The organism is Amnibacterium kyonggiense (genome assembly GCF_004364555.1).
Lineage (GTDB): Bacteria > Actinomycetota > Actinomycetes > Actinomycetales > Microbacteriaceae > Amnibacterium > Amnibacterium kyonggiense.
On sequence record NZ_SOAM01000004.1, the window covers coordinates 60,293 to 85,736 of the forward strand.

Here is a 25,444-nt window from a genome sequence, read left to right on the forward strand (position 1 = left end):
GACCCCGGACGCGATCCGGTCGGCCATGCCGTGGTGTCGCGCACGATTTCCGTCGTCCGGAATCAGGCGAGCAGGGAGGTGAGCGCCCAGCCCGATGCGGATGCGACCGCGGCGAGCCCGAGTGCCGCCAGCGCGACGATCGGTGTCGCCGCGTCTGCTCCGGTCGGGACCGGCCGGGCCTGCGGGTCGGCGACCGCCGCCTGCGCCTCGCGGAGGCTGCGGAACGCGCCGATCGGCTCGCCGTCCGGACCGGCCGCGGTCCAGCGCCGCCCGCGCTCCACCGAGCCGAGGTGCCGGCCGGAGCGGCGCGCGACCCAGAGACCGCTCTCGAGCGCCCGCCAGGAGACGGCGGGGTCCGCGGGCGGGCCGGGTGGCGTCATCGCGATGGTCATCACCGCTCCTTCCTCCTCCCGGACCGTATCCACGGGCACCGACGTGCATGTGAACAGGGGATGAAGGGAGGATCGGGGGATGTGCGGGCGCTACGTCGTGACGAAGGCCGTGACCGATCTGCTGCCGGACCTGCTCGGAGGCCTCGGCGGACTGCCGGACGACTACAACGTCGCCCCGACCGCGATGGTGCCGGTGGTGCGGGACCGCCACGGCGAGCGGGTGCTCCCCGAGGTGAAGTGGGGCTTCCTCCCCTCCTACGCGAAGGACCCGAAGCAGCGGCCGCAGCCGATCAACGCGCGGATCGAGACCGTCGCGACCTCCGGCATGTTCAAGCGGTCGTTCGCCCGGTCCCGCTGCATCGTGCCGGCGCTCGGCTACTACGAGTGGGTCGTGACGCCGACCGGGAAGCAGCCGCACTACATCCACGCCCCGGAGGCGGGCCTCGCGATGGCGGGCGTGCTGTCGGCGTGGGCGGACCCGTCGAAGGACCGCGACGACCCGGAGCGGTGGCTGATCTCGATGGCGATCATCACGCGGGACGCGCACGTGGCGCCGGGCGAGGTGCACGACCGGATGCCGGCCTGCCTCTCCCCCGAGGGCTACGACCGGTGGCTGCAGGAGGACGCCTCCTCGGCCGACCTCCTGGACCTCCTCGAGGACGAATCGCTTGCGGTCGCCCGGACGCTGGAGCACTACGAGGTGAGCCGCGACGCGAACAGCGTCCGCAACAACGGCCCGGGCCTGATCCGGCCCCTCCCGCCGGCCTCCTGACCCCGCCCCTCCTCCTCCCGTCCGCCCCCAGCGCAGACTTGCCTCCAGACGCCCTGCCAGCGGCCCCGGGAGGGCGTCAAGCGGCAAGTCCACGCTGGACCAGGGCACGCCGCACGCGCTCGACGGTCTGCGTCGAACGCATCCGCATGTCGTCCTTGGTGACCCTGATCACGCGCCAGCCGAGATCCTGCAGCCGCTCGTACTTCTCGATGTCGTCGAGCGTCGCCTGCTCGTCGAAGTGCTGGCTTCCCTCGTACTCGACGACGACCTTCTGCACCGGGTAGACGAGGTCGCACTCACCGACCCGACGCCCGGCGGCGTCGAAGATCTCCTGATTGATGAGCGGCTCCGGCAGCCCGGCCGCGACGAGCAGACGACGGAGTCGCGTCTCCATCGCCGAACGGACGCCCTCCCGCAGCAACGGCAGCGCGGCGTTGAGGAGCGCCTGACGCGGACGATCGCCGGCGCGCACGGCGGCCTCGAGCTCCCACACGCGCCGCGGGCGTCGGCGGTTCTTCGCGAGCAACGACTCACCGGCGACGACGAGGTCCTCGAGTCCGAGGATCTGCGCGAGCTGGCACCACGTCTCGATCTCGTCAGCCACTCGCAGACCGAGATGCAGCGTCACCTGACCCGCGCGCGGCACCAGGTGATGCCCCTTCACGAGCCGGTCGCGAGGCGCGCGGACGGTCGGTGGGACGGACACGTGCAGGAGCTCGCTGCGCTCGAGCACGAGCGGCAGCCAGATGCCCCGGAGCACGGCCGCGGTGACGTGGGAGAAGAAGGCCTCCGGGCGCATCTTCTGCGCGTAGGCACGAGCCCGGTCGAGCACCGTGGCCAGCGGGCCGGAGGTCCGGACCCCGCGGTAGGGCTGCGCGAACCTCCGCGACCGCATCTGCTTCTCGGTGAGCCCTCGTCGAGCTCCGTCTCGCACATGGAACGGGGAGTCATCGGTCATCCGGCGAGGCTGACGCCGAGAGGCCGCCGCTGACCGGCGGACCTCCGCCCGAACGCCGATCAGGGGGCTGTGGAGGGAGGAAACGCCTGCCGACGCGTCGATTCTGCGCGGCCTTGCCACTCGACGCCCTCGGGAGCTGCAGTGAAGGGCGGCAAGTGGCAAGTCCGCGCCCCGAAGCGCGGCGGAGGCGCCCCGGGAGGAAGGGGGCGGGTCAGCGGGCCGTGATCGCGTCGATCACGTCGACCGTGTCCTCCCAGCCCTCGACCGCGACGGTCGGGACGCCGAGCGCCTTCACCGGGTAGTCGTTGCCGTCGGGGTCGAGGCGGTCGCCGACGAAGAGGGTGTCCTCGAACGGGACGCCGGTCAGCTCGGCGAGCCGCGTCATCCCGTAGGCCTTGTCGATCCCCTGCCGGGTGATGTCGACGGAGGTCGAGCCGCCGCTGCGGACCTCCAGGTCCGGCACCCGCTCCTGCACCGCCGCCCGCAGCCGGTTCTTCTTCTCCCCGGTCGGGTCCCACGCCTTCTTCGCGTCGAGGGGCGCCTGCTGCCCGAGCGCGGAGAACGTGATCTGCGACCCGCGGTCCTCGAGCGCCGGCCCCCACGTCTCGTCCGCCCAGAGGCCGAGGCGCTTCGCCTCCTCCTCCACGGCGCGCATCGCGCGCGACTTCTCGTCCTCGGTCAGGTCCTCCGCGTACACGCAGGTGAGGCCGTCGGCGGTCAGCCGCCAGTACTGCGTGCCGCAGGTCGGCATGAGGTGGAGCCGGGTCGCGAGCGCGTCCGGGAGGGACCCGAGCCGCGCGACCACCTGCGTGCGGAACTGCTCGACCTGGCCGCCGGAGATGACGCACACCTCCGACACCTCGAGCAGGCGCAGCAGCGCGTCGCGGACGGGGTCCGGCAACGGCGCCTTCGACGGCGCGAGCGTGTCGTCGAGGTCGAAGGCGGTCATGCGGGGACGGAAGGGAACGGGGTGCGCCACACCTTCACGCTAGGGCACGACACGCCGAGCGGAACTGGGGTCTGGTCCCCCTCGAAGCCCCGTGTTACGGGGAACGACACGAATGTAACGAACTGATAACGGCGCGCCCGTGCGCACCTCTGCGTGGTTGCGCCGCCCCCCGTTCGGGGGAAACCATGGAGGCGTCCTGAGCCCACGGTAACGATGCCCGAGCTCACCGCCTTCGCCACGCCGCCCTCCCAAGCGGCCCCATGTGACAGAGGATTCATGGAATCAGGAGCACTTGGCGACGCCTTGCCCGACGGCAGGTTGAGCTCGCGCACGAGCGCCTTCGGAGCGTCCGCGTTCGCGACGCCCGACCTCGTCGCGCCGGTGCAGCGCATCGGCTGGCGCACCGGGTACCGCCTCGCGCTCGCGGTCACGGACCTCGCCGCCATCGCCGTGGCGATCCTCTTCGCGCAGTCGGTCCGCTTCGACCAGGCCCCCTGGCACATCCTCCGCACCCTCGACGGCTACACGGCGATCGGCGTCGCGCTCGGTCTCGTCTGGATGGCGATGCTCGCCGCGAACCGGTCCCGCGAGATCCGCATCCTCGGCGCCGGCACCAGCGAGTACCAGCGCGTCGCGAAGGCCACCGGCTACGCGTTCGGGATCTTCGCCGTGATCATCGTGCTGCTCAAGCCGGACGTGGCCCGCGGCTACCTGCTCATCGCCCTGCCCGTGGGCCTGCTCCTCCTGCTCGCGGAACGGTTCTTCTGGCGCTCCTGGCTCATCGCGCGCCGCCGGGAGGGCCTCTGCCTCGTCGGCGCGGTGGTGGTGGGCAACCACCAGGATGCGACGCGCGTCACGAACGACCTCATCAAGCACCACCACGCGGGCTACAAGCCGCTCGGCGTCGCCTACACGGACGGCACCGGGGGCGCGCAGTTCGCGGCCGCGGACGGCCGCAACGTGCCGCTCGTCCCCTTCGCCTCCCTGGCGGACACGGTCCGCGCGACGCACACCCGCGCGGTCATCGTGGCGGGCGAGCTGCCCGGCGGTCGCGAGGCGATCCAGGACCTCGGCTGGCAGCTGGAGAACTCGAAGACCGAGCTGATCCTCACGTCCCGCCTGACGGACGTCGCCGGGCCCCGCATCCACATGCGCCCGGTCGACGGCCTGCCGATGCTGCACGTCGACCTGCCGCAGTACGCCGGCTTGAACCACACGATCAAGCGCGGGATCGACCTCGTCCTCGCCGGAACGGCCGTGCTGCTGCTCTCGCCGGTCCTCGCGGCGGTGGCGCTCGCGGTGTGGTTCGAGGACCGCGGCCCGGTGCTCTTCCGGCAGGAGCGCGTCGGCGTCGCCGGCGGCTCGTTCACCATGTTCAAGTTCCGCAGCATGGTCGTGGACGCGGAGGCGCGCCTCGCGCAGCTCGCGAGGCAGAACGAGGGCGCCGGGCTCCTCTTCAAGATGAAGGACGACCCGCGCATCACGCGGGTCGGCGCGTTCATCCGCCGCTACTCGCTCGACGAGCTGCCGCAGCTCTTCAACGTGCTGAACGGCTCCATGAGCCTCATCGGGCCGCGACCGCCGCTCCCCCGCGAGGTGGCCGCCTACGAGGGCCGTGTGAACCGCCGCCTGCTCATCAAGCCGGGCATCACCGGGCTCTGGCAGGTCAGCGGCCGCTCGAACCTGTCGTGGGAGGAGAGCGTGAAGCTCGACCTCTACTACGTCGAGAACTGGTCGGTCACGACCGACTTCATGATCCTGCTGAAGACGGTCAAGGCGGTCGTCGCGCGCGACGGCGCGTACTGACGCCGCAAGGCCGCGCTGCTGACGGCGCGGACTTGCCACCAAGCGCCCTCCCGGCGCCCCCAGGAGGGCGTCACGTGGCAAGGCCGCGCTCTCGCGGGCCGCTACCGGTCCGCGTGCTCCGCGGAGTCGCCCTCCGCCGAGCGCCACGCCTCCGGGTGGTCGAGGTCGATGCGCGGCTTCTCGATCCGGTAGGCGATCCCCGCGACCGCGAGCGCGAGCAGCCCGACGACGAGGGCCGCCCACGGGTGGACGAAGTGCCACGCGAGCAGGCTCAGCACCGAGCCGCTGCCCAGCGCCCACAGCACCACGCGGTCCCGAAGTGCCACCGCATCCCCCTGCAGCGCATCGACGCGACGGGAGAGCGTTCCGCGCATCGACGCGACAACCCCGTGCGTCGATGGTCCACCTTCCGCCGGGCGGATGGAAGCGTTACTCCGGGGTCGATCGCGCGGACGGCGTGTCGGCGGCGCGTTCGGGATGGGCGAACCATTGATCGGCGCACCGCCGACTTCCGCTCGTTCCGCAACGATCCGGCATCGAACGCTCGTTCGTTGCGCCCGGTGAGGAGGAAGCGGCGACCTTCCGTCCGGAGGCCCCGCTACCCTGGCGATCGGCGCGCCCCAGGGGTGCGAGACCGACAGGAGGCGAACCGAACCATGCCCTCGCCCGCCATCGCACCGCTCCGGGTCGGCCTCGTCGACGATCACGAGGTCATCGCCGCCGCCGTGCACGCCGCCCTCCGGCAGACCAGAGAGCTCGAGCTCGTCGCGTCGGCGGCGACCGTCGACGGCCTCTTCGCCCGCGCCGCGGGTCGGCTGCACCTCGTCGTGCTCGACCTGCGCCTCGCCGACGGCTCCTCCCCCGCGAACAACGTCGAGCGCCTCGTCGCGGCGGGCTGCAACGTCATCGCCTTCACGAGCGGCGAGAGCCCCTACCTGCTCCGCGCGGTCGCCCGCACGCCCGTGCTCGGCATCGTGCGCAAGAGCGAGCCGCTCCACGCGCTGACGAACGCGCTCCTCCGCGCGGCGTACGGGCAGCCGGTCGTCACGGCGGAGTGGGCCTCCACATTGGAGAACGACCCGATCATCACGGACGCCCGGCTCTCGCGGCAGGAGCAGCGGATGCTCGCGCTCTTCGCGGACGGCAACACGGCGCAGACGGTCGCGGACGAGGCCGGGATCGCGGTCTCGACGATCGAGGACTACGTGCGCCGCATCCGCGCCAAGTACGCGCGCGCCGGCCGACCGGCCGTGACGAAGGTGGACCTGTACAAGCGCGCCGTCGAGGACGGCTTCCTCCCCGCTCCGAACGAGCAGTGACCGGCTCCGGCGTCGACCCGCGCATCCCGCGGTCGATGCCGGAGGCCGTGACCGCCCCGATGACCTCGCCCCTGCTCCGACGCGTCGCCGGCGCGCGCGCGGAGGAGCGCGTCTACCGGGTCCTCGCGTTCGCGTTCCTGCCCGCGGCGATCCTCTTCGGCCTGCTCGGCTTCCCCGGCGCGATCGCGCAGCAACCGCTCTGGCCCGAGTGGTGGACGATCTGCGCCTTCGTCATCGGCATCGGCCCGTCGATCGCGATGGGGGTGAGCGCCTTCTTCGCGCCCCTCGCCGTGATCCGGACATTCGCCCGCATCAATATCCTGGGCACGCTCGTCGTCCTCGCGTCCATCCCCCTCGTCGTCATGCCGACGCCCGGGCTGACGATGCCGATCTGGTTCTCGGAGATCTGCGGCCTCGGGCTCGTCGCGGTCGCGCTCGCGGCCGGGCCGTGGGGCGCGATCGCCGGCGCGGTCGCGGGAGCGGTGCTCACCTTCATCGACCGGATCGCCTTCGCCGGCGGATCCGCCCTCGTCGACGGCGTGCAGAGCGCGCTGTACATCCTGCTGTTCTCGCTCACCTTCATCGCGCTCGGCGTCTCCAGCCTGGCCGCCGCGAGGGCGGCGGACATCGAGGAGCAGGCCGCGGAGGCCGCCACCATCGGCGCGGCCGCGGACGCCGCCCGCGAGCGCGAGCGCGCCCGGATCAACGAGCTCGTGCACGACCGGGTGCTGGCCACCCTCCTCACCGCCGCGCGGCAGCTCCCCGACAGCGGCGGGCTCGAGCGCCGCGACGCCCAGCGCGCGCTCGACGGTCTCCAGGCACTCCTGCGCGACGACCTCGTCGCCGCCGACCTCCCGGGCGAGGACCTGGTGTGGAAGGTGCAGGCGATCACCACCGGCGTGCTGCCGGAGGCGCTCTTCAACTACGAGCTGGAGGAGGGTGACGACGTCCCCGGCGAGGTCGTGGAGGCGCTCACCGACGCGGCCGAGGAGGCGATGCGCAACGTCCGCCGGCACGCGGGCCCGGCGAACAGCACCGTGCACGTCCGCGTCGGCGCCGGCGTCGTGGCCGTCGACGTGCTCGACGACGGCGTCGGCTTCGACCGGGCAGCGGTCCCCGCGGGTCGGCTCGGCCTCACGGACAGCATCGAGGGGCGGATGCGGGCGCTCCCCGGCGGATCGGCGAGCATCGTCTCGCAGCCGGGTGTCGGCACGCGCGTGACCCTCGGCTGGAGCGCGGCGTGACGACCGAGCCCGTGCCGATCGCGCAGCGGCTCCTCCGCTCCGTCCTCGGCGGCGGATTCGTCTACCTCGGGCTCTGGATCGTCGTCCACGGGACGCTCGCGCTCACGTCGCGGGGCGCGAACGGCTGGGACCTGCTCTCCCTCGCGCTCGTCGTCGCGCCGCAGTACGTCCTCGTCCGGCAGAGCCGGCTCGACGTGCCGCTCCGCACCGCGGTCGCGCTCGCCGTCCTCACGGTGGCCGGCGGGCTCGCCGGGCTCATGTCCATCGCCGGCATCGCGCAGCCGGACGGCTACGACGCCTGGTTCCTCGGCGCCGTCGCGTTCGACCTGCTCGCCCTCACCGTCGTCGGGCGCTTCGGCACGGCGTGGATCACCATGGTGCTCGTCGTCGCGGCGTGCCTCGGCTGGGCTGCGCTCGGCGATCGCCCGATCGGGATCGGCGCGGGGATCATCGTCCGCCATGTCGCGACGCTCGCGGTCGGCACGGCGCTCGCCGCCAGCCTGCGCCGCTCGAACGCGGCGTCGGCGGCGTTCCGTGAGGTGCAGCGGCGCCGCCGGACGGAGGAGGACGTCGCCCGCGCCCGCGCCAGCGCCCGCCGCAGCGCCGTGGAGCAGGTGCTCGAGCAGGCGGGCCCCATGCTCCGCGCCATCGCGGAGGGCCGCCGCATGACGGCGGAGGACCGCCGCCAGATGATCGTCATCGAGGGGGCGCTGCGCGACCAGATCCGCACGCCGCGTCTGAACGAGTCCGACCTGCGCGGCGTGATCGACGCCGCCCGGCGCCGCGGGGTGAACGTGCTCCTGCTCGACGAGGCGGAGGAGGCCGGGACCGATGCCCGCCGGAAGGCCGCGCGCTGGCTCGCGGAACGGCTCGAGCAGACGGCGGAGGGCGGGTTCATCGGTCGCCTGCGAGACCTCGAGGGCGGGGGCGTGCGCGCCTCCGCCGTCCGCGGCGACCAGAGCGAGGCGGAGGTCTTCCAGTAGCGCCGTGGTTTCGGCACGGGCGCAGGGCGCCCGGCTCGACCACCGCGGGGTCAGCGGGGAGTGCGGAGCACCGGGAGCGGGGTGATCGGGCGGGGGCCCGAGAAACCGCCGTAGGGAGCGTCCCGGTGGTCGCGGGCGTGGATCACGCCGCCGGCCAGGAACGCGAACAGGACGGCCAGCAGCGCCCACGCGCTGGCGACCGCCAGGACGATGAGCACGACGGTGAGCATGCGGCCAGTCAGACAGCCTCACCTGGGCGATCCCTCAAAAAGCCGTGTCATTACCGACCGAATCGTCCTCGACTCGTCAGTGGGTCTTCACGTGCAGGACGATCGGGCCCACGTCGGTCGTCGCGTTGTCGCTGAGGCTGAAGGTGCCCGTGGGCGGCTGGTAGTACCACGGGCCGTCGACCGTGGGGGCGCTGCCGCGGAACGAGTCGGGGTCGTACGTGTAGGTCCCGGGCGTGAGCTCGCCGATCGTGACGTGGCCGCCGTCCGTGTCCGGGCCGAAGACGACCTGGTCGCCGTACTCGTCGGTCGCGGTCCCGGTGATGGTGGGGACGCCGGCGCCGCTGTTGATGAACCAGCCCTTGAAGGTCGCGGGCTGCGGGCCCGGCTGCAGATCGACCACCTGCTGCGTGCCGCTGACCACGACCCCGATCGCCCTCGACGGCACCCGACCCGCGGTCGTGATGACGACCGGGAACGCGCCGGGCACGAGGCCCTGCAGGACGTAGGCGCCGGACTCGTCGATGGTCGCGGTGCGCTGCAGAAGCGATGCGTCGCCGATGGTCACCCGGCCGCTCGCCGCGTTCGCGACGGTTCCGCTCAGCGAGAGCGCCGGCCGGTCGACCACGACGTCGGCCGTTCCCGCGGACGTCCCGGCGGTCGCGGTCGTGGACCCCATCTCGCTGAGGGTGGCGTCCTCCGGCTCCGTCACCGCGAAGACGCGGTACCGGGTCCCCGGCTGGAGGCCACCGAGGCTGTACCGCCCGTCCGAGCCCACCGACGCGGTGCGCACGACGCGCTCGGTCCTCTCCTCCTCCACGACGACCCGCGCGGTCGCGGCTGCGGTGCCGGCCGGTGGCGCGGGCACCGTCACGGTGCCGCTCAGCCGCCCGGCCGCCTGCACGGCCGTGTTCACGCTGACCTCCCCCAGCACCTCGGGGACGTTCACGGTGAACTGCTGCGGCAGCACCGCGTCGCTCGTGCGCTGGACGGACTCGACGGCCGCGGCCTGCGGCGTCGTCGCGATCGGGGTGTCGGTCGGCGTCGCCGTGGGGGCGGTCACCGTCGGCGACGGACTCGCGCCGGGGATCTGGACGTCGACGGAGGACGCGGAGGCGGACACGGCGTCCGGCTCGTCGTAGCGGCCGACCTCGACCGTGTAGTCCCCGCCGGCGACCCCCGCGAAGGACCAGTCGCCGGTCGAGGAGGTCGTCGTGCTCGCCAGCACCGCGTCGTCCTGCTCGAGGAGGACGGGCACGCCCGAGCCGACGGCCTTGCCGCCCGCGCGGACGGTGCCGAGCACGGTCGCACCCGTCACCGGCTCGTCGAGGGCGACGGTCGTCGTCGCGCCGCTGCGCACGATCGCGTCGCCCACGACGGGCAGCCCGGGCGACTTGGGCACGAGCACGACGCCGTACTGCCCCGGCGTCAGCAGCATCGACTGGAACCGTCCACGGCCGTCGAGCCGCATCGTCTGGATCACCGAGTTGTCGGCCCGCCGCACCTGGATCGCCCGCACCCGGCTCGCGGGGATCGGGCTGGTGCCGCTGATCCTCCCCGCCTCCTGCAGCGCGAAGCGGACCTCCTTCGCCCCGCCGAACAGCGCCTTCGCGGTCGAGGTGGGGCGCCCCTGGTAGATCGGCGAGACGGTCCTCGCCGTGTTCATGACGCCCCGCACGACCTGCTTGCCGTCGATCGACATGATCGCCCGGGTCGAGTCCGGGACGGTGCCGGCGTACGCGTAGCCGTCGACGGTGTCGGAGACGTCGAAGGTGAAGCCGCCGTTCGCGTCCGTCGTCGTCGGACTGACGGGGCCGTCGGCGGTGGTCCAGAACCCGACGGGGAAGAAGGGCAGCGGCTGCCCGTCCAGGGTGACCGTGCCGCGGACCGTCACGGTGCCGCCGGAGTTCGCCGTCACGGCCGGCAGCAGGCCCGCGGCGACGATGACGAGGCCGATCGCGAGCATCGCGAGCAGGTCGTACCCCCTGCCGCGGCGCGGACGCACCGGCGGGCCCGCGACCTCGCTCATCGTGCCCCCGTCCGACGCGCGTCCCCCGCTGCGCACCGTCCAGCAGTCAACCAGTCGGGACCGACGGCCGGGACCTCCGCCCTGGACGCACCCAGGGGGCGCCACGAGAGGATGGGAGGGATGACGGTCTGGGAGGGGACGATCGCGACCCGCAGGACGACGGCACGGCTCTGCACGATCCTCGGCGCGGTGATGCTCGCCGCGGCGCTCGTGCTCGCGCTCGTCCCCGGCAGCCCGGCCGTCTGCGGCTCGCTCCTCGCGCCGATGTACCCGCCGGACCGGGGCGTGCTGTGCGCGTCGGCACAGGTCGGCTGGCTGCCGGCGGTGCTCGGCGCCGTCGTGGTGGGGCTGCTCCTGCTCGGGGCCGGGGCCGCCCTCGCACCAGCCCGCCGCTCGCGCCGACGGCGCTGAGACGCGGCCGTGTCGCACCCCCGTCCGGGGGACGCGATCCGATAGAAAGTCCGCATGTGGATCGCGGTCGTCGTGGGGATCGTCGCCGGGTGGGTCGTCCTGGCCGCCCTCGTCGCGCTGGCGATCGGCCGCGCGGTCCACGTGGCCGAGCGGCGCCGGCCGCGGGTGCGGCGCCCGGCGCGGACCGCGTTCGGCCGCGCCGTGCAGACGATGACCGGCCAGATCCCGGTGATCGGCGTCCGCACGCTGAAGGCCGTGACGGGCGCGATCCCGATCATCCGGCCGCGGAACGGCTGAGCCGTCACGTCGGCTCCACGCTGACCCGGACGCGCACCCCGCGACCGAGCTCGAGCACCGCCGTGCCGCGGATCGGTGCCGGCCCGTCGAGCACCGCGCCGTCGAGCTTCGTGCCGCCCTGCGTCGCGCCGGGCACCGCCCACCAGCCGTCGTCGCGCACCTCGAGCACGAGGTGGTCGCGGACGATGCCCGGCCGCTCGAGCACGAGGTCGTTGTGCGCGCCGCGCCCGATGCGCAGCACCCCGTCGGCCGGCGTCACCGTCCGCACGTCGGTGCCGTGCACGACGACGAGGTCGCCCAGCAGCAGGCCCGCGGGGTAGACCGCGGTCGTCGTGGCGTCCGGGTCCCCGCCGCGCGGGAGGACGTCGGTGGGCGCGTCGTCGCTCGGCCGCGGCGCCTGCCGCGAGGCGGCCGGCGCACGCGCGGCGGCGGGCGCGGCGGCCGCCGCGGTCCCGGCGGGCGCCGCGCGGGTCGTGGTCCGGACGAACACCTGGCGCGGGCGGAGGCTGATGTCGCGCACGATGCGGACCTGCGGCTCCGCGCCGACGAGCCACTTCCCCCGCGCGGCGTGCCCGCGGTAGAACTCGGCGAGGTCGGTCTCGGCGGTCTCGATCCCGAGCGCCGACGTGATCGTCTCGTGGTCCTCCGGGCTCACGTGCACGAGCAGCTCCTCGGCGGCGACACGACGGCCCGAGGCGGTCCGCTCCCCCGCCCGCTTCAAGCGGCGCGCGAGCGCCCGCTGCGCGGCGACGCCCTCCCGTCGGCGTCCGGGCGTGAGCCCGTCGACGACGAGCCGCCAGATGCTCCGCCGGTCCGTGCCGGTCAGCCGCCCGACGGCGCGCAGGACGAGCGCGACGGCCGCTGCGCCGACGAGCAGCCCGATCAGCAGACCGAGCCAGAGCCATCCCATGGGCGGACAGTATGCGGGGCGTCGATAAGCAGGCGGCAGGGGTTCCGCAGGCGGACCACCGGCTGCGTCGTCGCTGCGCGCCGATGGTCCGCGGTGCCGGGCTGGGCGACCCGCGGCACGAAGCGGATCATGGCCCTCCCCGGGCGGCGGGGGAAGGGTGCTGCCCGGTACTCTGGGGGCAACGGGCGTGCTGCCGCGCATCGCGTCCGGAGTCGGCCGTCGCCCGTGCCGGGAGGGCCGTGACGACCGAGACGACGACGCGTCCGACTGCGCTGCGGAGGCTGCGCATCGGCGGCTTCGCCGCGCTCGGCGGGCTGCTCGTCTGGATCCTGCTCGGCCTCCCCTTCTTCGTCTTCCCCGCGACGGATCCGGCGCCGCGGCACGCCGACGTCGTGCTCGTCCTCGGACCGCCGGTGCCGGACCGGGTCGCGGTCGCCGAGCGGCTCCTCGCGGAGCGCCGCGTCGACACCGCCCTGGTCTCCGTGCCGGGCCCGCAGTCGCAGTGGGACGTCACCGGACTCTGCGCGCGGTCGGACGTCGTCTGCTTCCGGCCGGACCCGAGCACCACGCGCGGCGAGGCGCGCGAGCTCCGCGCTGAGGCCGCCGCGCACGGGTGGACGAGCGCCGTCGTGACGACGATGCCGGCGCACATCCCGCGCGCCCGGACGATCGTCGGGCGCTGCTTCGGCGGGAGGCTGTCGATGGTCGCGGACGCCGAGGGACCGTACGGCGGCATCGCGTACCAGTACCTGTACCAGACCGCGGCGACCGTGAAGAGCTGGCTCCTCCAGGGCTGCTGACCGGCATCGCGGCGGTTCCCCGCGCATCTTCCTGAATCGGATCGCAGCGGACCGCCCCATCGACCGACCGGTCGCCTCCCCGGGGTGCACCATCGGCGACGCTCGGACGAGCGACGGCTCCGATCACGGACGCGTCGTCCGCGATCCGGGAGGCGCGCTGATGAAGGTGTCCGTGGTCGTCCCCGTCTTCAACACCGGCCCCGGGATCGCGGCGCTCATCGACTCGCTGCGGGCGCAGACCCTGCCCGCGTCGCAGTGGGAGGCCGTCTTCGTGGACGACGGCTCGACCGACGACACCGCCGACCGCGTCGAGCGCCTCATCGCCGACGTCCCGAACATGCGGCTGCTCCGGGAGGCGCCGTCGGGCTGGCCGGGCCGCCCGCGCAACGTCGGCATGGACGCCGCGCACGGCGAGTACGTCTTCTTCAGCGACGACGACGACACCCTCGGCTCGGAGGCGCTCGAGCGGCTGGCGGCGTTCGCCGACGCGCACGGATCGGACGTCGTGGTCCCGAAGACCGTCGGGCGGAACCGGGGCGTCCCCTCCATCCCCCGCACCGTGGTCGACGCGCAGGCGGACCCGGCGCTCCTCATGGGCACCCTCGCCCCGCAGAAGCTGTTCCGCCTCGCGTTCCTCCGGGACCGCGGGATCCGGTTCCAGGAGGGGCACTTCCGTCTCGAGGACCACCTCTTCGTCGTGACGGCGTACCTCCGGGCGCGGCGGGTGAGCGTCTACGCGGACTACCCCTGCTACTACCTGGCGTACGAGACGGGGCGTGCGCACATCTCGCAGCAGCAGCCCGAGTGGCACGGGTACTTCGGGAGCATCCGCGCCTGCCTCGACCGCGTCGACGAGGAGGCCGTGGATACGGAGCAGCGCCGGATCATGCGCAGCCGCTGGCTGCGGGTGGAGGTGATCGCGCGGCTCCGCGGCGACGGCTGGGCGAAGCTCGGCTCGCCGGAGCTGCTGCACGAGGCGCACCGCCTGCTCGTCGAGCGCTACGACGACGCCGACTTCCACCGGCTGCGGACGCTCGACCGCCTGACGGCCGAGCTGGTGCTCGCGGGCCGCGACGACGACATCGCGGCCGTGGCGCGGTGGGAGACCGGCCTGCAGGTGAGCACGGTCGCGACCGACGTGCGGGTCGAGGCCGACGGCGGGGTGCGGATCGAGCTCCGCTCCGAACTGGTGACGACGGCGCCGCTGCCGGACCTCGCCGATCCCGCGGGGCGGCTGCCGTCGGCCGAGGCCGTGCTGCAGCAGGTCGCGGCGTTCACCCGCATCGGCGTCGAGCTGCAGCACACCGGCACGCTCGTGCGTCGAACGCTGCGGGTCGAGCAGCGCGGCGACGGCGTGGCGGTCGCGACGCCCAAGCCGGGCGATCCGCCGGTCGAGGACGGCACCTGGGCCGTGATCGCCCTCGCCGGCGAGCACCGCTCCCGGCGCCGCCGGCCGGTCGCCGCCGCGCGGGGCCTCCGGGTCGCCGACGCCCGCCGCACCGTCGGCACGAGGACGGTGCAGTTCATCAAGCGGCCGCAGGTCGCCCTGCAGGCGCGCCCCGTCGGCACACCGAACCCGATGGGCCTCGTCCCGCGCGTCGCGCGACGGCTGCGCCGCACCGTCGCCCGGGTCCTCCGGTCCCGGCGCCGGGCTTCCGCCGGCTGACGCGACAGGCCTACTCGAGGAGGCGGCGCTTCGCGCCCTCGAACTCCGCGGGGCTCAGGGCGCCCGAGTCGCGGAGGCGCACCAGCCGCTCGAGCTCGTCTGCGACCGACGCGTCCGTCGCGGCGGTGGTCGGCAGCAGCGCGGCGAACCGCTCCAGGTCCTTCGGCTTCCCGATGAACGCCTCCGGCGCCCCGAGCACCTGCAGCTCGAGCCCCGCCGGCGTCACGCGCACGCCGGACACGATCGTCAGCGGCCACGCCTCCTGCGACTGGGACACGAACCCGAGCCCGCTGAACAGCAGCCGTCGGTCGGTCAGCAGGAGCGCGCCGGCGTGGCTGCGCTCCGACCGCTCGGCGCGGATCCAGAGCCGCTCCGTCTCCCCCGGCTGCAGGGCGGAGCGGAGCACGGCGAGGTGCCGCTGGACCGAAACCATAGGTCCAGCATGGCGGCACGTCGGTGGTGCTTCCTACGCTGGCGGCTTCCCGGCAGCGAGGAGCGCCCACCCATGCACTGCACCCTGGTCCCGCCGTACATCCTCCAGGCGCTCGCGCGCCACCAGGATCCCGTCGTCCGTGACGCCGCCATCGCGACCCTCGGCTACGACAAGACGTTCGCCGTCAGCCGGCTCATCGGCGATCGGGACATCCGCGCCGCCGTCGTGACGGGACGGGCACCGCGCCTCCACCGCCTGATCCACGATGCGCAGCACGAGGAGGACCTCCCCGGCGCGCTCGTGCGCAGCGAGGGCGAGGCCCCGAGCACCGACGTCGCCGTGAACGAGGCGTACGACGGGCTCGGCGACACATGGAAGCTGTACGAGGACGTGTTCCAGCGGAACTCGATCGACGACGCCGGGATGGACCTGTCCGGCACCGTCCACTTCTCCCAGCAGTACGACAACGCGTACTGGGACGGGCAGCAGATGGTGTTCGGCGACGGGGACGGCGTCCTCTTCAACCGCTTCACGATCTCGGTCGACGTCATCGGCCACGAGCTCACGCACGGCGTGACCGGCGCGACCGCCGACCTCGCCTACAAGAACCAGTCGGGGGCGCTGAACGAGTCGATCTCCGACGTGTTCGGCTCGCTCGTGAAGCAGTACGCGCTCGGTCAGAGCGCGGAGGAGGCGGATTGGTTGATCGGCGCCGGCCTGCTCGCCGAGGACGTGCACGGCGTCGCGCTCCGCTCGATGAAGGCACCCGGCACGGCGTACGACGACGACCGGCTCGGCGGCAAGGACCCGCAGCCGGCGCACATCCGCGACTACCTCCGCACCACGAGTGACAACGGGGGCGTCCACACGAACTCGGGCATCCCGAACCACGCCTTCTACCTGGCGGCCGTCGGCCTGGGCGGCAACGCGTGGGAGCAGGCGGGCCACGTCTGGTACGACGCCCTCACCGGCGGCGAGCTGCAGCCGACGGCCACGTTCCCGCAGTTCGCGCAGCTCACCGTCGCGACCGCCGACCGCCTCTACGGCGCCGCGGCGAAGAAGGCGGTGGCGGAGGCCTGGACGGGCGTGGGTATCGTGACGTCGTGAGCGTCCTTCGCGTCGTCGTCACCCGCAGCGGCGGCTTCGCGGGACTCACCGCCACGACCGAGGTCGACGATCCGGACGAGGCGGAGCGGATCACGGAGGCGGTCCACCGTGCGGCCGGCAGCCCCGCGGGGAACCGCCGCGACGACTTCGTCTACGAGTTCACGATCGTGACGACGACCGAGACCGAGCACGTCGAGTTGACGGGCGCGCAGGTGCCTGCGGAGGTGCGCGCGCGGCTGCGGTAGCGCCGCGCCACCGGACGCGAGGGCCGTCGACCCACGCGGCCGGGCGCAGCCCGCCCCCGGCTCACCTGCTGAGGATCCACGCCGCCGCGTAGGCCTTCGAGTTCGCCGAGTCGATCTGCGCCGCCGGGAGAGCGGCGAGCCGGCGGAGCGCCGCCGACTTCGACCCGCCCGCGAGGACCTCGTCCATCAGGAGGTAGTCGGCGAACAGGCCGGTGCGGGCGGATCGCGCCTCGGCGAGATCGGCACGCATCGCCGACGGCGAGGTGCGGAGGTACCCCGCGACCGGACTCATCGGGATCAGCTGGATGCCGAGCTTCGCGGCGGGATCCGCGCTGAACCACGTCGCGCTGTCCCGCTTCCCGCCCCAGACCAGCGAGACGAAGGAGTGGCGGAACGCCGGGAACGCGCTGAGGTCCGGGTCGAGCCAGAACGCCTTCGCCGCGGCCGCCTCGTTCGCCAGCAGCCACGTCGCGGTCGACCGGAGGTCGGACCGGCCCCGCACCCCGGCCCAGAGCGCGAGCCCGTTCCACGCGTTGACCGCTTCGGACGTGGACTCCTGGTTGTTGCCGTCCGCGAACGGCGCGTAGCCGCTCGCCCAGGAGTGGCCGGCCCACGGGTCGTACATCCGCAGGGCGGGGATGCCCGCGGCGGAGGTCGGCGACGCGACGTCGGCGGCGAGGAGGTCGATGACCGGACCGATCCGCTTCGCGAGCGCGGGCCGATCGGCCACGGCGACCGCCGCGGCGTAGAGGAAGTACCCGTAGTGGAAGTCGTGGTCGTTGAACTCGTCGCTGCCGTAGGAGGCCTGCAGGCCCACGACGCCGCCGATGCGGGCGTCGTGGACGAAGCAGTGGGTGGTCCTCGTCCGGCAGCCGCCGGGCTCCGTCCACTCGACCAGCGCGGCGTCGAGGCGCTTCCGCGCGTCCGCCGCGGCCGCGGTCGCACCGGCGGCCTTCGCGACCGTCACAAGGTTCGCGAGGCGGTAGAGCCATTTGCCGCCGCCGTAGGTGTCGGCGGGCTCCGCCGGCGTCGCGCGGAGGTCCCGGGTCAGCTGGGCCCGGATCGCCGCGAGCCGGGCGTCCGAGACGCCCTGCAGGCTGATCGACGCGGTCGGGCGAACGACTGCGACCCGCGAGGTGAGCGCGCGCCCGGTGCAGAGCGACAGCGTCCCGAGCGAGGAGAGCACCGAGCCGGCACGGCAGCCGGCGCCGCCGGCCTGCTGCACGGCGTTCGCGGCGAGGACGGTCGACCGGTTCCCCGCCGTGCGGTACTGCAGGCGGGTCGTCGCCCAGTTCCCGGACACGCCGTGCGTGACCGCGGACCCGGTGACGACGCCGTCCGCGCCGGTCGCGAGCGTGCTCGCGGGGACCCCGTCGGGGACCGCCCAGAGCACGGCCCGCTGCCCGGCGGCGAGGCGCAGGGTCGTGCCGGACACCGCACCGTCCGGCGCCTTCACCGCGTAGACGGTGCCGCCGACCTCCGCCCGCAGCGTGCCGTCCGAGCCGGCCCGCACCGGGGCGGTGAAGGAGGCGGTCAGCGCCCGCCGAGCCGTCACGGCGACGTAGGGCCACCCCTCGGCGGAGAGCACGTCCGCGTCGCCGAAGCGGCTCGTGACGGTCAGCGCGTCGTACCGCACGACCCGCATCGGCGCGCCGCCGAACCGCAGCCCGAGGCCGGCGACCGCGGAACCGAAGATCGTGTCCGCGGTCGCGACCGGCTTCGGGAGCCCGATCGAGAAGCCGTGCGCCGCGGCGCTCAGCGAGAGCGGCATGGGGAAGACGGGCTGCGGGGCCGCGCCGAACACGAGCCCCGAGAACCAGCGATTGGTCGGCACCGGGAGGCCGGCGGTCAGCCGGGCCGGCCGCCGCTGCGCGCTGCGGTCCGGCAGCGAGTCGAGCGCGCCGGTGAGCGCGGCCGCCGGCGCGGCGGTCGCCGCAGCGGTCGGCGCCGCGTGGTGGACCTCCGTGGTGCAGCCCGCGAGCAGGGAGCCCACGACGACGAGCGCCGCAGCGGCCGCCCACCGGCGGCCGGACCTCACAGCCCGACCTTGCGCAGCAGGGCGGTGCCCGCGTCGACGACCCCGGCGAGCGGGCCGTCGTCCCGCAGGTGCACGATCGCCGTGACCGGGGTACCCGCCTGGATGAGCCCGCCGTCGGCGTCGTCCCGCAGCCGGAAGCTGACGACGTCGATCTGGGCGACCGCCCGGCTGTTCGCGGTGGAGACCGAGACCTCGTCCACCCGCCCCGGGATCGTGGTCTGATCCGGGAGGACGAGGTCGACGCTCGCCCCCTTCGCCAGACGCCCGTAGTCCGTCGGGGTGAGGGAGAGCCGCGCCGAGACCGAGAGCGATCCCGTCTTCGCCACGGTCAGGAGCGTGCTGCCGGCCGGCACGAACATGCCGGTCTGGACGTCCAGCCCGTGCACGGTGCCGTCCACGGCGGACTCGAACCGGATGATCCCCGTCGACGACACGCTGTACCCGACCGACTGCGCGGTGACGACGCCCTGCCGGAGGTCGTGGAGGAGGCTCGCGCTGCGGACCGAGATGAGCGGATCGCCCTTCCGGACCTGCTCCCCCTCGGTGACGAGGACGTCCGTGACCGTGCCGGAGTAGGTCGACCCGACGGGGTAGTCCACCGCGGTGATGGTCGCCGTCTCGCTCGTCGCGCTGTGCTGGCGCTGGTTGAAGACGATCGTGAGCGCCGCGACGAGCACCAGGACGCCGATCGAGCCGAAGAACAGGCGCGCGCGGTTGCCCCAGGTCATGCGACACCCGCCATCCGGTCGTCCTGCTGCAGGGCGAGCGCCGGGACCGGCGACACGTGGTCGACCGGCGCGGTCGGCACGCGGGTGAGGCGCCGGGCGACCCGCGCCTCCCGCTTCATCTGCGCGTGCTCACGCGCCGCGAAACCGATGAAGAGCGCGATGATCAGCGAGTTCGTGATGTTCCACGCCGACGCCAGCGTGAAGACCCCGTTGTCCATGTCCCGCCAGACGCCGACGACGCTCGTGAGCGCGAGGAACAGGAACGTGAGCATCTGGGGAACGATGTAGTTGAACGGCGACGAGGACTTCCCCTTCGCCCCGGTGACGCTCCACGTGGTCTTCCGGCCCGTGATGACGTTCGAGATCGCCTTGAGGTAGATCGGGAACGAGCAGGCGGAGAGCAGCAGCGTCTCGATGCGGAACGAGCCGACCGCGTAGAACGCGAGCCCGATCTGCAAGCCGTAGAACCCCGCGTAGTAGAGCGCCCAGGTCAGCGGCGTGATGCCGAGGGTCATCGGCCGCAGGTCGAGGAAGATCTCGAGCGGCGGCACGAGCAGCAGGAGCGCCGTGGCGATCCCGGTCAGGTAGTGCGTCGCCGTCGCGAAGTACTGGAGCCGCTGGTCGAGCGTGAGGCGCCGGCGGAAGCCGAAGGGGTTGTGCGTCAGCAGGATCTCGAACCCGCCGGTCGCCCAGCGCAGCTGCTGCTTCGCGTACGCCGCGATCGTCTCCGGCGCGTCGCCGATCGCGAGGATCTCCGGCAGGAACACGCTCCGCCAGCCGCGCTCATGCAGCTCCAGCGAGGTCCACACGTCCTCCGACGCGGACTTCGTGTACATGCCGCCGATGTCCTCGATCGCCGATCGACGGAACATCACGTTCGTCCCCACGCAGAACGCCGCGTTGAAGCGGTTCCGGCCGGGCTGGATCAGCTTGTAGAACACCGTCTGCATGTAGGCGGCTCCACGGCTGATGAAGTTCGTGAGGTTGCCGTACGCCTGCGGGGTCTGCACGAAGGCGACGGTCCGGCGCGAGAAGAAGGGCAGGGTCTCGACCAGGAACCGCTCCGAGGCGACGAAGTCCGCGTCGAGGATCACGAAGAACTGGCCGGTCGTCCTCGCGAGTGCGGCGTTCACGTTGCCCGCCTTCGCGTGATCGCGCGAGGGTCGGCGGAAGTAGTGCGCGCCGCTCGCGCGCGCGATGCGCCGCACGTCGTCGGACAGACCGTCGTCGAGCACGTAGGTGCGGTGCCTGCCGTGCATCCCGACCGCGGCCTGGACGGTGCGGCGGATGACGGCGAGGTCCTCGCCGTAGGTGGTGATGAAGACGTCGACGTCGACCGGCTCCCCCGCGACGCGCAGCGGCCAGCGGGTCGGGTCCTGCTCGAGGGCGGCCTGCCGGATGAAGCGGCCGTCGAAGAGCAGCTCCTTGGCGCGGTGGTACGCGTAGTCCCGCGGGTCCTGGGCCCCGGCGAGGATCGTCCACATCGAGAGGAGGGCGGTCAGGACCAGCACCGACTCGGCGCCGATCACGAGCAGCCACGGCAGCAGGTCGCCGCGGTTCGCCGGGTTCAGCAGGAACGATCCGTACGCGACGATCCCGAGGACGCCGAGCAGGACGAACAGCACCATCGTCGGCGACTGCGCCGTGGCCGACTCGTTGGTGCGGCCGAGCACTCCGGCCGCATGTCGGTTGCTGGCGCGTCTGGCCATGTCGCGTCGTCTCCCTGGTGCATGGCGGAGGCGCACGACGAAAGCCGGTCCCCGCCGGCTCTGGCGATGCTCGCCCACCCCGAGGTGGACGCCCCCAGTGTGGGGGACAGCACGCGATTCACCACTGCGACACACGGATCGACGGCGTGTCGTTACCGCCGATCAGACCCGAGTCATGCGAGCAGGTTCCTGCCAGGTTCGTCGTGTAAGCCCGCCTGCACCTCCGCGGATCGCCGCAAGACGTGACCGGAGGGCGACTCGTGTCGCGCGTCCGATGTCGACCCGCGTGAGCACGAGCAGTCGGCGTCCGAGCCGCTGACCGCACGGCAGCGGACCAACTGCCTGTTCCCTTCGGACCGCGGACGAGCCACGATCGTCGCCAGGTGGCCTGTCGAGGACGACGGAGGCGCGATGTTCCGGTCAGCACTGCTCGCGGCCTCCGACGCGGCCCGAACCTGGAGTCCGGAGTGCGCCGCCTCCTGCGCCCCGGCGCGATGCTGCCGGCTCTGCCACGTGCAGTACCGAGCTCTGGTGCTCGACGGGCCGCTCCGCGACCTGCCGCACGTCGTCGCTCACGCCGCGGTCGTCGTCATCGACGCCACGATCGGCGCAAGGGTCGCCGCCGTCGAGGAGCAGTTCGATCGCGATCCTTGGAACGACCTGCTCGACGAGGCCGATCGGACGGAGGCCCTCGCGCGGCGTCGCCTCTCCGCCCGCGGCGGCCTCCTCCTCGCGGCTCTGGACGAGCTCGCCGAAGCGCATGAGGAGCTGTCGGAGCTCCGCCGCCGCTACACGGAGCCGGCACTGGTCGACTTCCTGGCCGGCGCCCGCCTCGACGGCGTCCCGGAGTCGTGGGGCTGACGCGCCAGTCCCTTCCGGGTGGTTTCGGCACGGGCGCAGAGCGCCCGGCTCAACCACCGTCGGTCCCCCGCCCCACCACCGATCGGAGGATTCTTCTCGCGCCACGCCGTGTCGTTCCGCGAGTGATACCACCTTCACCCTCATCCTGAGACATAAGACCCCTCGTTCGGGGGCCGGGCACCAACCGGGAGTGAACATGGGCACTGTGCTGATCGTCGATGGCAGCGATGTCTGCCGAGCCCCGATCATCGAGTTCGCGATCCAGAAGCAGTTCGCGGGCGAGGGCCCGCTCGCTGCGGAGACGGTGATCAGCCGCGGACTCGACACCCCGGGCCAGAACCTCATCTGCGACCTCGCGGCCGGTCGCCTCGGCGCTTCGATGCGCGCCGCGACGTTCTCGGTCAGCCACCGCAGCCGCGCCCTCACCGTCGAGGACACCGAGCAGGCCGACATCATCCTGACCGCGGACCGGCACCACCGCAGCGCCGTCGTGAACACGTCCGCGATCGCCCGCTCCCGCACCTTCACGCTGAAGGAGGCGCTCGTGCTGGTCTCCGTCCTGACGGACGAGGTGCGCACGGGCCGCTCCCCCAGGCCGACGACGATGCCGGAGACGGTCGCGCTGCTGGACGAGGTCCGCGGCTCCATCCCGCTGATCGAGCCGCCGATGCACACGAGCGTCTTCCACCGCGACCGCGCGCTCCCGTCCGCCGACCCGCTGGCGCTGGTCGACGGCCACGAGGACGCCGCGATCCACCGGCACGCGACGGACGAGGCGTACCAGGTCGCGCTCACGCTCGGCTCGCGCCTGGTGGACCTCACGGAGGACCGCATGGCGCGCATCGGCTCGTCCGCGAGCGACTGGTGGTGGCGCCAGCACGCCTGATCGGCGTCGCGCAGGAGGACGAGGCACGTGCCGTGCGCATCGACGTCGCGGTGGATCGTGACATCGACGTGATCTCGGCGGTCCATGCTGAGCGTCGCCGCGCTCGTGGGGCCGCAACGGCGCGGCTTCACGGCGCCGGTCCGAGTCCGCCCTGACGGACCGGCGGTCCTCAGGCCGTGCGGCGCTCCATCTCCGCGCGGAACGCCGCCGGGAAGGCGCCGACGTCGAACAGGCCGGTGTCATCCCACAGCGACACGGTCAATGCATCGCGGACCTGCGCGACGAAGACGAAGGTCCCGGCCGCTCCGCCGACCGTCGCGCAGGCGAGCACCGGTGCGTGCTCGACGCTGAGGCCGGTGAGCTCGATCGTGCCCATCAATGACACCGAGATCGTCGGGTGCCCGGTTCCTCCGTCGCGCGCAGGACGGAGGACGCGCCGCGCGATGGCCGCAGCAAGGGCGACAGCCCCGGTCGCACGCCTGGCGGCCAGCATGCGATTGATGCCGGCCGGCGACCAGTCCGTGCCTCGGAGGGTTCCGTACGCCTCCGCGGACACGAAGTTGCCGGCGACCCGGTGGCCGCCGACGAGCGCACGCAGGTCGGACGGCAGCACGACCCTCGCGTCCGTCGACTCCGCCGTGACGGCCCCGAGCGCGGCGAGGGCCACGCTCGCCGCGCGGGACATCACCGTCGCCCTGCCACCGGAGGACCTCGCGCGCCGCAGCTGGGCGACACCGAGCGCGTCCAGGGTGACGCGGTCGAACGCGCCCTCGGTCCGCGCGACCGGAGCACCGGGATCGGGCAGCGCGCGACGTTCCGCGCGCCCGAGCAGGTAGGACCGCAGCGCCGGCCGTCCGCCGGCCCGAAGAGCGCGCACGAGTGGCATCCGGAGCCCGGGCTCCGGCACACTGGGCGGCTCCCCTGCTGCGCCGCTGAGGAGCGCGGCGACGAGTCGTGTGCCCTCGACCCCGTCGGCGAGCTCGTGGGGCAGGTGCACGGCGATCCGGTCACCGGAAACGGCGATCCGGAGCGGCGCTCGCCCCGCACGTGCGGTCTCGATGAGCTCGACGTCGGGAGCACCCGTCGGCAGGGCGACGAGCGACTTCGCGCCCGTCCTGCGGAGAGTGATCCGCTCGCGACGCGCGATCTCCGCCACGACGCCGCCGAGGCGCTCGACGACACCCGGCGGCACTGATTGCACGAGATACACCGTGTCAAATCCTCGGAATCCGAGATCACGCCACACGGCGCCCCCAGATCGCGTCTGCAGGGGCCCTGAACACCACGTAATCGTTCCATTGCCGGGCCCCGGAATGGAACAATCGGCCAACGGCGGGTGACCCGATCCGCCGCATCGATTCCGGAGGCGGACATGGCTGTCGACGTGCGCGAACTGGTCGCGGAAATCCTCGAGGAGGAGGTCGGCTCGGTCGACCTGGACTCGGACCTGGAGGTCCTCGGATGGGACTCGCTGTCCGATCTGACCCTCATCTCGATCGCAGACGAGCGCTTCGGCGTGACCATCGACCCGAAGGCGCTCGCCGACGCCGAGACACCGGCGGACATCGCGGCGCTGCTCGCGCCCGCAGCCTGACGTGCCCGCTCGGATCGCGGGGATCGCCGGCTACCTGCCATCCGGCACCCTCACGAACGCGGACCTCGCAGCGCGCTTCCCCGAATGGAGCGTCGACAAGATCGCGGGCAAGACCGGCATCGACTCCCGTCATGTGGCGGCCCCCGATCAGACGACGTCGGACCTCGCGATCGCCGCGGGCCTGACGCTGCTCGCGCGGGACGGCATCGACCCGGCCTCGGTCGACCATCTGATCGTCTGCACGCAGACCGCCGACTACGTGATGCCGGCGACCTCGCTCCTCGTCCATCACGCGCTGGGTCTCCGCTCCTCCGCGGGTGCGACGGACATCACCCACGGCTGCTCCGGATACGTCTACGGACTCGGTCTCGCCGCCGCCCTGATCGACTCGGGGCAGGCGTCGACGGTGCTGCTCATCACGGCGGACACGTACACACGGCTGATCAACGACGCCGACAAGAGCGTTCGTACGCTGTTCGGCGACGGCGCGGCCGCGACCCTCGTCGTGGCTGCCGAGTCGCCGGGCATCCACTCGTTCGTGTACGGCAGCGACGGCTCGGGGGCGGAGTCCCTCGTCGTGCCGGGTGGTGGTCTCGGACCAGCCGGGAGGTTCCCCGCCGCGGATCCCGCGAGCCGCGGCCTCGACTCGAACGGCTACGACCTCTACATGGACGGGACCGCGGTGTTCAACTTCGCGATCCGCGTCGTGCCGGAGACCGCACAAGCGGTGCTTGCGAAAGCCGGCTGGCCCGGTGAACAGGTGGACAGCTGGGTGCTGCACCAGGCGAACGCCTTCATGCTCAACCATCTCAGGCGGAAGCTCGGCGTACCCGCGGACCGCTTCGTCGTCGAGCTCGGCGACACCGGCAACACGGTGTCGTCGAGCATCCCGCTCGCCATCGAGGCGGCGAGGGAGAAGGGCGTCGCGGCGCCCGGAACCAGGTCCGTGCTGATCGGATTCGGGGTCGGCCTCTCCTGGGCCGGCATGGCCGTCGACTGGTGAGCTGACGGCGCGTCAGCGTTCACCCGGCCCATCGCTCCGCGCGATCGGGGGGCGCCTCGAGGGTCGCCGGCGCCGAA

At 73.1% G+C, this 25,444-nt stretch carries 27 protein-coding genes; 15 read left to right on the forward strand and 12 right to left on the reverse strand.

Going from position 1 to position 25,444, the window contains the following annotated elements; translation table 11 throughout:
- Window positions 1-62: 62 nt before the first annotated feature.
- Window positions 63-392 (reverse strand): hypothetical protein, encoded by a 330-nt coding sequence (locus tag CLV52_RS16595; RefSeq protein ID WP_133767517.1) that lies wholly within the window; start codon window positions 390-392, stop codon window positions 63-65.
- A gap of 79 nt (window positions 393-471) precedes the next feature.
- On the opposite strand from CLV52_RS16595, the gene CLV52_RS16600 reads away from it, so the two are divergent.
- Window positions 472-1,164: an SOS response-associated peptidase gene (locus tag CLV52_RS16600; RefSeq protein WP_133767518.1), complete on the forward strand. Its 693-nt coding sequence runs from the start codon at window positions 472-474 to the stop codon at window positions 1,162-1,164.
- A 76-nt stretch (window positions 1,165-1,240) separates the two neighbouring features.
- On the opposite strand, the gene CLV52_RS16605 is transcribed toward CLV52_RS16600, so the two are convergent.
- Together CLV52_RS16605 and CLV52_RS16610 are read right to left on the reverse strand one after the other, a co-directional pair.
- On the reverse strand, window positions 1,241-2,122 hold the full coding sequence (locus tag CLV52_RS16605; RefSeq protein ID WP_133767519.1) for a DUF559 domain-containing protein: 882 nt from the start codon (window positions 2,120-2,122) through the stop codon (window positions 1,241-1,243).
- Between the two features lie 211 nt (window positions 2,123-2,333).
- Window positions 2,334-3,071, reverse strand: coding sequence for an HAD-IIB family hydrolase (locus tag CLV52_RS16610; RefSeq protein WP_133767520.1), 738 nt, complete (start codon window positions 3,069-3,071; stop codon window positions 2,334-2,336).
- A 276-nt stretch (window positions 3,072-3,347) separates the two neighbouring features.
- On the opposite strand from CLV52_RS16610, the gene CLV52_RS16615 reads away from it, so the two are divergent.
- Window positions 3,348-4,877 (forward strand): sugar transferase, encoded by a 1,530-nt coding sequence (locus CLV52_RS16615; RefSeq protein WP_162850910.1) that lies wholly within the window; start codon window positions 3,348-3,350, stop codon window positions 4,875-4,877.
- A gap of 101 nt (window positions 4,878-4,978) precedes the next feature.
- On the opposite strand, the gene CLV52_RS16620 is transcribed toward CLV52_RS16615, so the two are convergent.
- Window positions 4,979-5,203: a hypothetical protein gene (locus tag CLV52_RS16620; RefSeq protein ID WP_133767522.1), complete on the reverse strand. Its 225-nt coding sequence runs from the start codon at window positions 5,201-5,203 to the stop codon at window positions 4,979-4,981.
- A 330-nt stretch (window positions 5,204-5,533) separates the two neighbouring features.
- On the opposite strand from CLV52_RS16620, the gene CLV52_RS16625 reads away from it, so the two are divergent.
- Genes CLV52_RS16625 through CLV52_RS16635 form a run of 3 tightly spaced genes read left to right on the forward strand, consistent with a single transcriptional unit; the run spans window position 5,534 to window position 8,423 of the window.
- Window positions 5,534-6,196 (forward strand): response regulator transcription factor, encoded by a 663-nt coding sequence (locus tag CLV52_RS16625; protein WP_133767523.1) that lies wholly within the window; start codon window positions 5,534-5,536, stop codon window positions 6,194-6,196.
- Complete coding sequence (locus CLV52_RS16630) at window positions 6,193-7,440, forward strand: sensor histidine kinase (protein WP_133767524.1); 1,248 nt, start codon at window positions 6,193-6,195, stop codon at window positions 7,438-7,440. Before CLV52_RS16625 ends, CLV52_RS16630 begins: the two co-directional genes overlap by 4 nt.
- Complete coding sequence (locus CLV52_RS16635; protein WP_133767525.1) at window positions 7,437-8,423, forward strand: hypothetical protein; 987 nt, start codon at window positions 7,437-7,439, stop codon at window positions 8,421-8,423. Before CLV52_RS16630 ends, CLV52_RS16635 begins: the two co-directional genes overlap by 4 nt.
- A gap of 50 nt (window positions 8,424-8,473) precedes the next feature.
- On the opposite strand, the gene CLV52_RS16640 is transcribed toward CLV52_RS16635, so the two are convergent.
- Both CLV52_RS16640 and CLV52_RS16645 read right to left on the reverse strand, forming a co-directional pair.
- Window positions 8,474-8,653, reverse strand: coding sequence for a hypothetical protein (locus CLV52_RS16640; RefSeq protein WP_133767526.1), 180 nt, complete (start codon window positions 8,651-8,653; stop codon window positions 8,474-8,476).
- A 76-nt stretch (window positions 8,654-8,729) separates the two neighbouring features.
- Window positions 8,730-10,679 (reverse strand): hypothetical protein, encoded by a 1,950-nt coding sequence (locus CLV52_RS16645; RefSeq protein ID WP_133767527.1) that lies wholly within the window; start codon window positions 10,677-10,679, stop codon window positions 8,730-8,732.
- A gap of 120 nt (window positions 10,680-10,799) precedes the next feature.
- On the opposite strand from CLV52_RS16645, the gene CLV52_RS16650 reads away from it, so the two are divergent.
- Both CLV52_RS16650 and CLV52_RS16655 read left to right on the forward strand, forming a co-directional pair.
- Window positions 10,800-11,090: a hypothetical protein gene (locus CLV52_RS16650; RefSeq protein ID WP_133767528.1), complete on the forward strand. Its 291-nt coding sequence runs from the start codon at window positions 10,800-10,802 to the stop codon at window positions 11,088-11,090.
- Between the two features lie 54 nt (window positions 11,091-11,144).
- On the forward strand, window positions 11,145-11,387 hold the full coding sequence (locus tag CLV52_RS16655) for a hypothetical protein (RefSeq protein WP_133767529.1): 243 nt from the start codon (window positions 11,145-11,147) through the stop codon (window positions 11,385-11,387).
- A gap of 4 nt (window positions 11,388-11,391) precedes the next feature.
- Here the strand turns inward: CLV52_RS16655 and CLV52_RS16660 are convergent, their stop codons facing one another.
- Complete coding sequence (locus CLV52_RS16660) at window positions 11,392-12,297, reverse strand: FhaA domain-containing protein (RefSeq protein ID WP_162850911.1); 906 nt, start codon at window positions 12,295-12,297, stop codon at window positions 11,392-11,394.
- Window positions 12,298-12,536: 239 nt separating this feature from the next.
- Here CLV52_RS16660 and CLV52_RS16665 point away from each other — a divergent pair, with 239 nt between their 5' ends.
- Both CLV52_RS16665 and CLV52_RS16670 read left to right on the forward strand, forming a co-directional pair.
- On the forward strand, window positions 12,537-13,097 hold the full coding sequence (locus tag CLV52_RS16665; RefSeq protein ID WP_133767531.1) for a YdcF family protein: 561 nt from the start codon (window positions 12,537-12,539) through the stop codon (window positions 13,095-13,097).
- Window positions 13,098-13,257: 160 nt separating this feature from the next.
- Window positions 13,258-14,763 carry a glycosyltransferase family 2 protein gene (locus CLV52_RS16670; RefSeq protein ID WP_133767532.1) on the forward strand — a complete coding sequence of 502 codons (1,506 nt, stop codon included), beginning with the start codon at window positions 13,258-13,260 and terminating at the stop codon, window positions 14,761-14,763.
- Between the two features lie 10 nt (window positions 14,764-14,773).
- On the opposite strand, the gene CLV52_RS16675 is transcribed toward CLV52_RS16670, so the two are convergent.
- The gene (locus CLV52_RS16675; protein ID WP_133767533.1) at window positions 14,774-15,196 is read right to left on the reverse strand and encodes an SHOCT domain-containing protein; all 423 of its coding nucleotides are present in this window, start codon (window positions 15,194-15,196) and stop codon (window positions 14,774-14,776) included.
- A 72-nt stretch (window positions 15,197-15,268) separates the two neighbouring features.
- On the opposite strand from CLV52_RS16675, the gene CLV52_RS16680 reads away from it, so the two are divergent.
- Together CLV52_RS16680 and CLV52_RS16685 are read left to right on the forward strand one after the other, a co-directional pair.
- Window positions 15,269-16,303, forward strand: coding sequence for a M4 family metallopeptidase (locus CLV52_RS16680; RefSeq protein ID WP_211342740.1), 1,035 nt, complete (start codon window positions 15,269-15,271; stop codon window positions 16,301-16,303).
- Window positions 16,300-16,548, forward strand: coding sequence for a protealysin inhibitor emfourin (locus tag CLV52_RS16685; protein WP_133767535.1), 249 nt, complete (start codon window positions 16,300-16,302; stop codon window positions 16,546-16,548). Before CLV52_RS16680 ends, CLV52_RS16685 begins: the two co-directional genes overlap by 4 nt.
- 61 nt (window positions 16,549-16,609) lie before the next feature.
- On the opposite strand, the gene CLV52_RS16690 is transcribed toward CLV52_RS16685, so the two are convergent.
- The 3 genes from CLV52_RS16690 to CLV52_RS16700 are packed head-to-tail and all read right to left on the reverse strand — an operon-like array spanning window position 16,610 to window position 21,023.
- On the reverse strand, window positions 16,610-18,586 hold the full coding sequence (locus CLV52_RS16690) for a glycosyl hydrolase (protein WP_133767536.1): 1,977 nt from the start codon (window positions 18,584-18,586) through the stop codon (window positions 16,610-16,612).
- On the reverse strand, window positions 18,583-19,314 hold the full coding sequence (locus CLV52_RS16695; RefSeq protein WP_133767537.1) for an HlyD family secretion protein: 732 nt from the start codon (window positions 19,312-19,314) through the stop codon (window positions 18,583-18,585). Before CLV52_RS16695 ends, CLV52_RS16690 begins: the two co-directional genes overlap by 4 nt.
- Window positions 19,311-21,023 (reverse strand): glycosyltransferase family 2 protein, encoded by a 1,713-nt coding sequence (locus CLV52_RS16700; RefSeq protein ID WP_133767538.1) that lies wholly within the window; start codon window positions 21,021-21,023, stop codon window positions 19,311-19,313. Before CLV52_RS16700 ends, CLV52_RS16695 begins: the two co-directional genes overlap by 4 nt.
- A gap of 513 nt (window positions 21,024-21,536) precedes the next feature.
- On the opposite strand from CLV52_RS16700, the gene CLV52_RS18565 reads away from it, so the two are divergent.
- The gene (locus CLV52_RS18565; RefSeq protein WP_162850912.1) at window positions 21,537-21,884 is read left to right on the forward strand and encodes a hypothetical protein; all 348 of its coding nucleotides are present in this window, start codon (window positions 21,537-21,539) and stop codon (window positions 21,882-21,884) included.
- A 196-nt stretch (window positions 21,885-22,080) separates the two neighbouring features.
- The gene (locus CLV52_RS16710; protein WP_133767540.1) at window positions 22,081-22,770 is read left to right on the forward strand and encodes a low molecular weight phosphatase family protein; all 690 of its coding nucleotides are present in this window, start codon (window positions 22,081-22,083) and stop codon (window positions 22,768-22,770) included.
- A 169-nt stretch (window positions 22,771-22,939) separates the two neighbouring features.
- Here CLV52_RS16710 and CLV52_RS16715 read toward each other — a convergent pair whose 3' ends face one another.
- Window positions 22,940-23,980 carry a hypothetical protein gene (locus CLV52_RS16715; protein ID WP_133767541.1) on the reverse strand — a complete coding sequence of 347 codons (1,041 nt, stop codon included), beginning with the start codon at window positions 23,978-23,980 and terminating at the stop codon, window positions 22,940-22,942.
- A 162-nt stretch (window positions 23,981-24,142) separates the two neighbouring features.
- On the opposite strand from CLV52_RS16715, the gene CLV52_RS16720 reads away from it, so the two are divergent.
- Both CLV52_RS16720 and CLV52_RS16725 read left to right on the forward strand, forming a co-directional pair.
- Window positions 24,143-24,364 carry an acyl carrier protein gene (locus tag CLV52_RS16720; RefSeq protein WP_133767542.1) on the forward strand — a complete coding sequence of 74 codons (222 nt, stop codon included), beginning with the start codon at window positions 24,143-24,145 and terminating at the stop codon, window positions 24,362-24,364.
- Between the two features lies 1 nt (window position 24,365).
- Window positions 24,366-25,367 carry a 3-oxoacyl-ACP synthase III family protein gene (locus CLV52_RS16725; protein WP_133767543.1) on the forward strand — a complete coding sequence of 334 codons (1,002 nt, stop codon included), beginning with the start codon at window positions 24,366-24,368 and terminating at the stop codon, window positions 25,365-25,367.
- Window positions 25,368-25,444 lie beyond the last annotated feature (77 nt).

Coding starts and splice junctions, on each gene's coding strand:
- CLV52_RS16700 (WP_133767538.1), bottom strand. CDS start 21,023: ATGGCCAGACGCGCCAGCAACCGACATGCGGCCGGAGTGCTCGGCCGC.
- CLV52_RS16645 (WP_133767527.1), bottom strand. CDS start 10,679: ATGAGCGAGGTCGCGGGCCCGCCGGTGCGTCCGCGCCGCGGCAGGGGG.
- CLV52_RS16605 (WP_133767519.1), bottom strand. CDS start 2,122: ATGACCGATGACTCCCCGTTCCATGTGCGAGACGGAGCTCGACGAGGG.
- CLV52_RS16720 (WP_133767542.1), top strand. CDS start 24,143: ATGGCTGTCGACGTGCGCGAACTGGTCGCGGAAATCCTCGAGGAGGAG.
- CLV52_RS16675 (WP_133767533.1), bottom strand. CDS start 15,196: ATGGTTTCGGTCCAGCGGCACCTCGCCGTGCTCCGCTCCGCCCTGCAG.
- CLV52_RS16610 (WP_133767520.1), bottom strand. CDS start 3,071: ATGACCGCCTTCGACCTCGACGACACGCTCGCGCCGTCGAAGGCGCCG.
- CLV52_RS16600 (WP_133767518.1), top strand. CDS start 472: ATGTGCGGGCGCTACGTCGTGACGAAGGCCGTGACCGATCTGCTGCCG.
- CLV52_RS16615 (WP_162850910.1), top strand. CDS start 3,348: ATGGAATCAGGAGCACTTGGCGACGCCTTGCCCGACGGCAGGTTGAGC.
- CLV52_RS16695 (WP_133767537.1), bottom strand. CDS start 19,314: ATGACCTGGGGCAACCGCGCGCGCCTGTTCTTCGGCTCGATCGGCGTC.
- CLV52_RS16680 (WP_211342740.1), top strand. CDS start 15,269: ATGCACTGCACCCTGGTCCCGCCGTACATCCTCCAGGCGCTCGCGCGC.
- CLV52_RS16660 (WP_162850911.1), bottom strand. CDS start 12,297: ATGGGATGGCTCTGGCTCGGTCTGCTGATCGGGCTGCTCGTCGGCGCA.
- CLV52_RS16625 (WP_133767523.1), top strand. CDS start 5,534: ATGCCCTCGCCCGCCATCGCACCGCTCCGGGTCGGCCTCGTCGACGAT.
- CLV52_RS16670 (WP_133767532.1), top strand. CDS start 13,258: ATGAAGGTGTCCGTGGTCGTCCCCGTCTTCAACACCGGCCCCGGGATC.
- CLV52_RS16595 (WP_133767517.1), bottom strand. CDS start 392: ATGACCATCGCGATGACGCCACCCGGCCCGCCCGCGGACCCCGCCGTC.
- CLV52_RS16710 (WP_133767540.1), top strand. CDS start 22,081: ATGGGCACTGTGCTGATCGTCGATGGCAGCGATGTCTGCCGAGCCCCG.
- CLV52_RS16650 (WP_133767528.1), top strand. CDS start 10,800: ATGACGGTCTGGGAGGGGACGATCGCGACCCGCAGGACGACGGCACGG.
- CLV52_RS16655 (WP_133767529.1), top strand. CDS start 11,145: ATGTGGATCGCGGTCGTCGTGGGGATCGTCGCCGGGTGGGTCGTCCTG.
- CLV52_RS16640 (WP_133767526.1), bottom strand. CDS start 8,653: ATGCTCACCGTCGTGCTCATCGTCCTGGCGGTCGCCAGCGCGTGGGCG.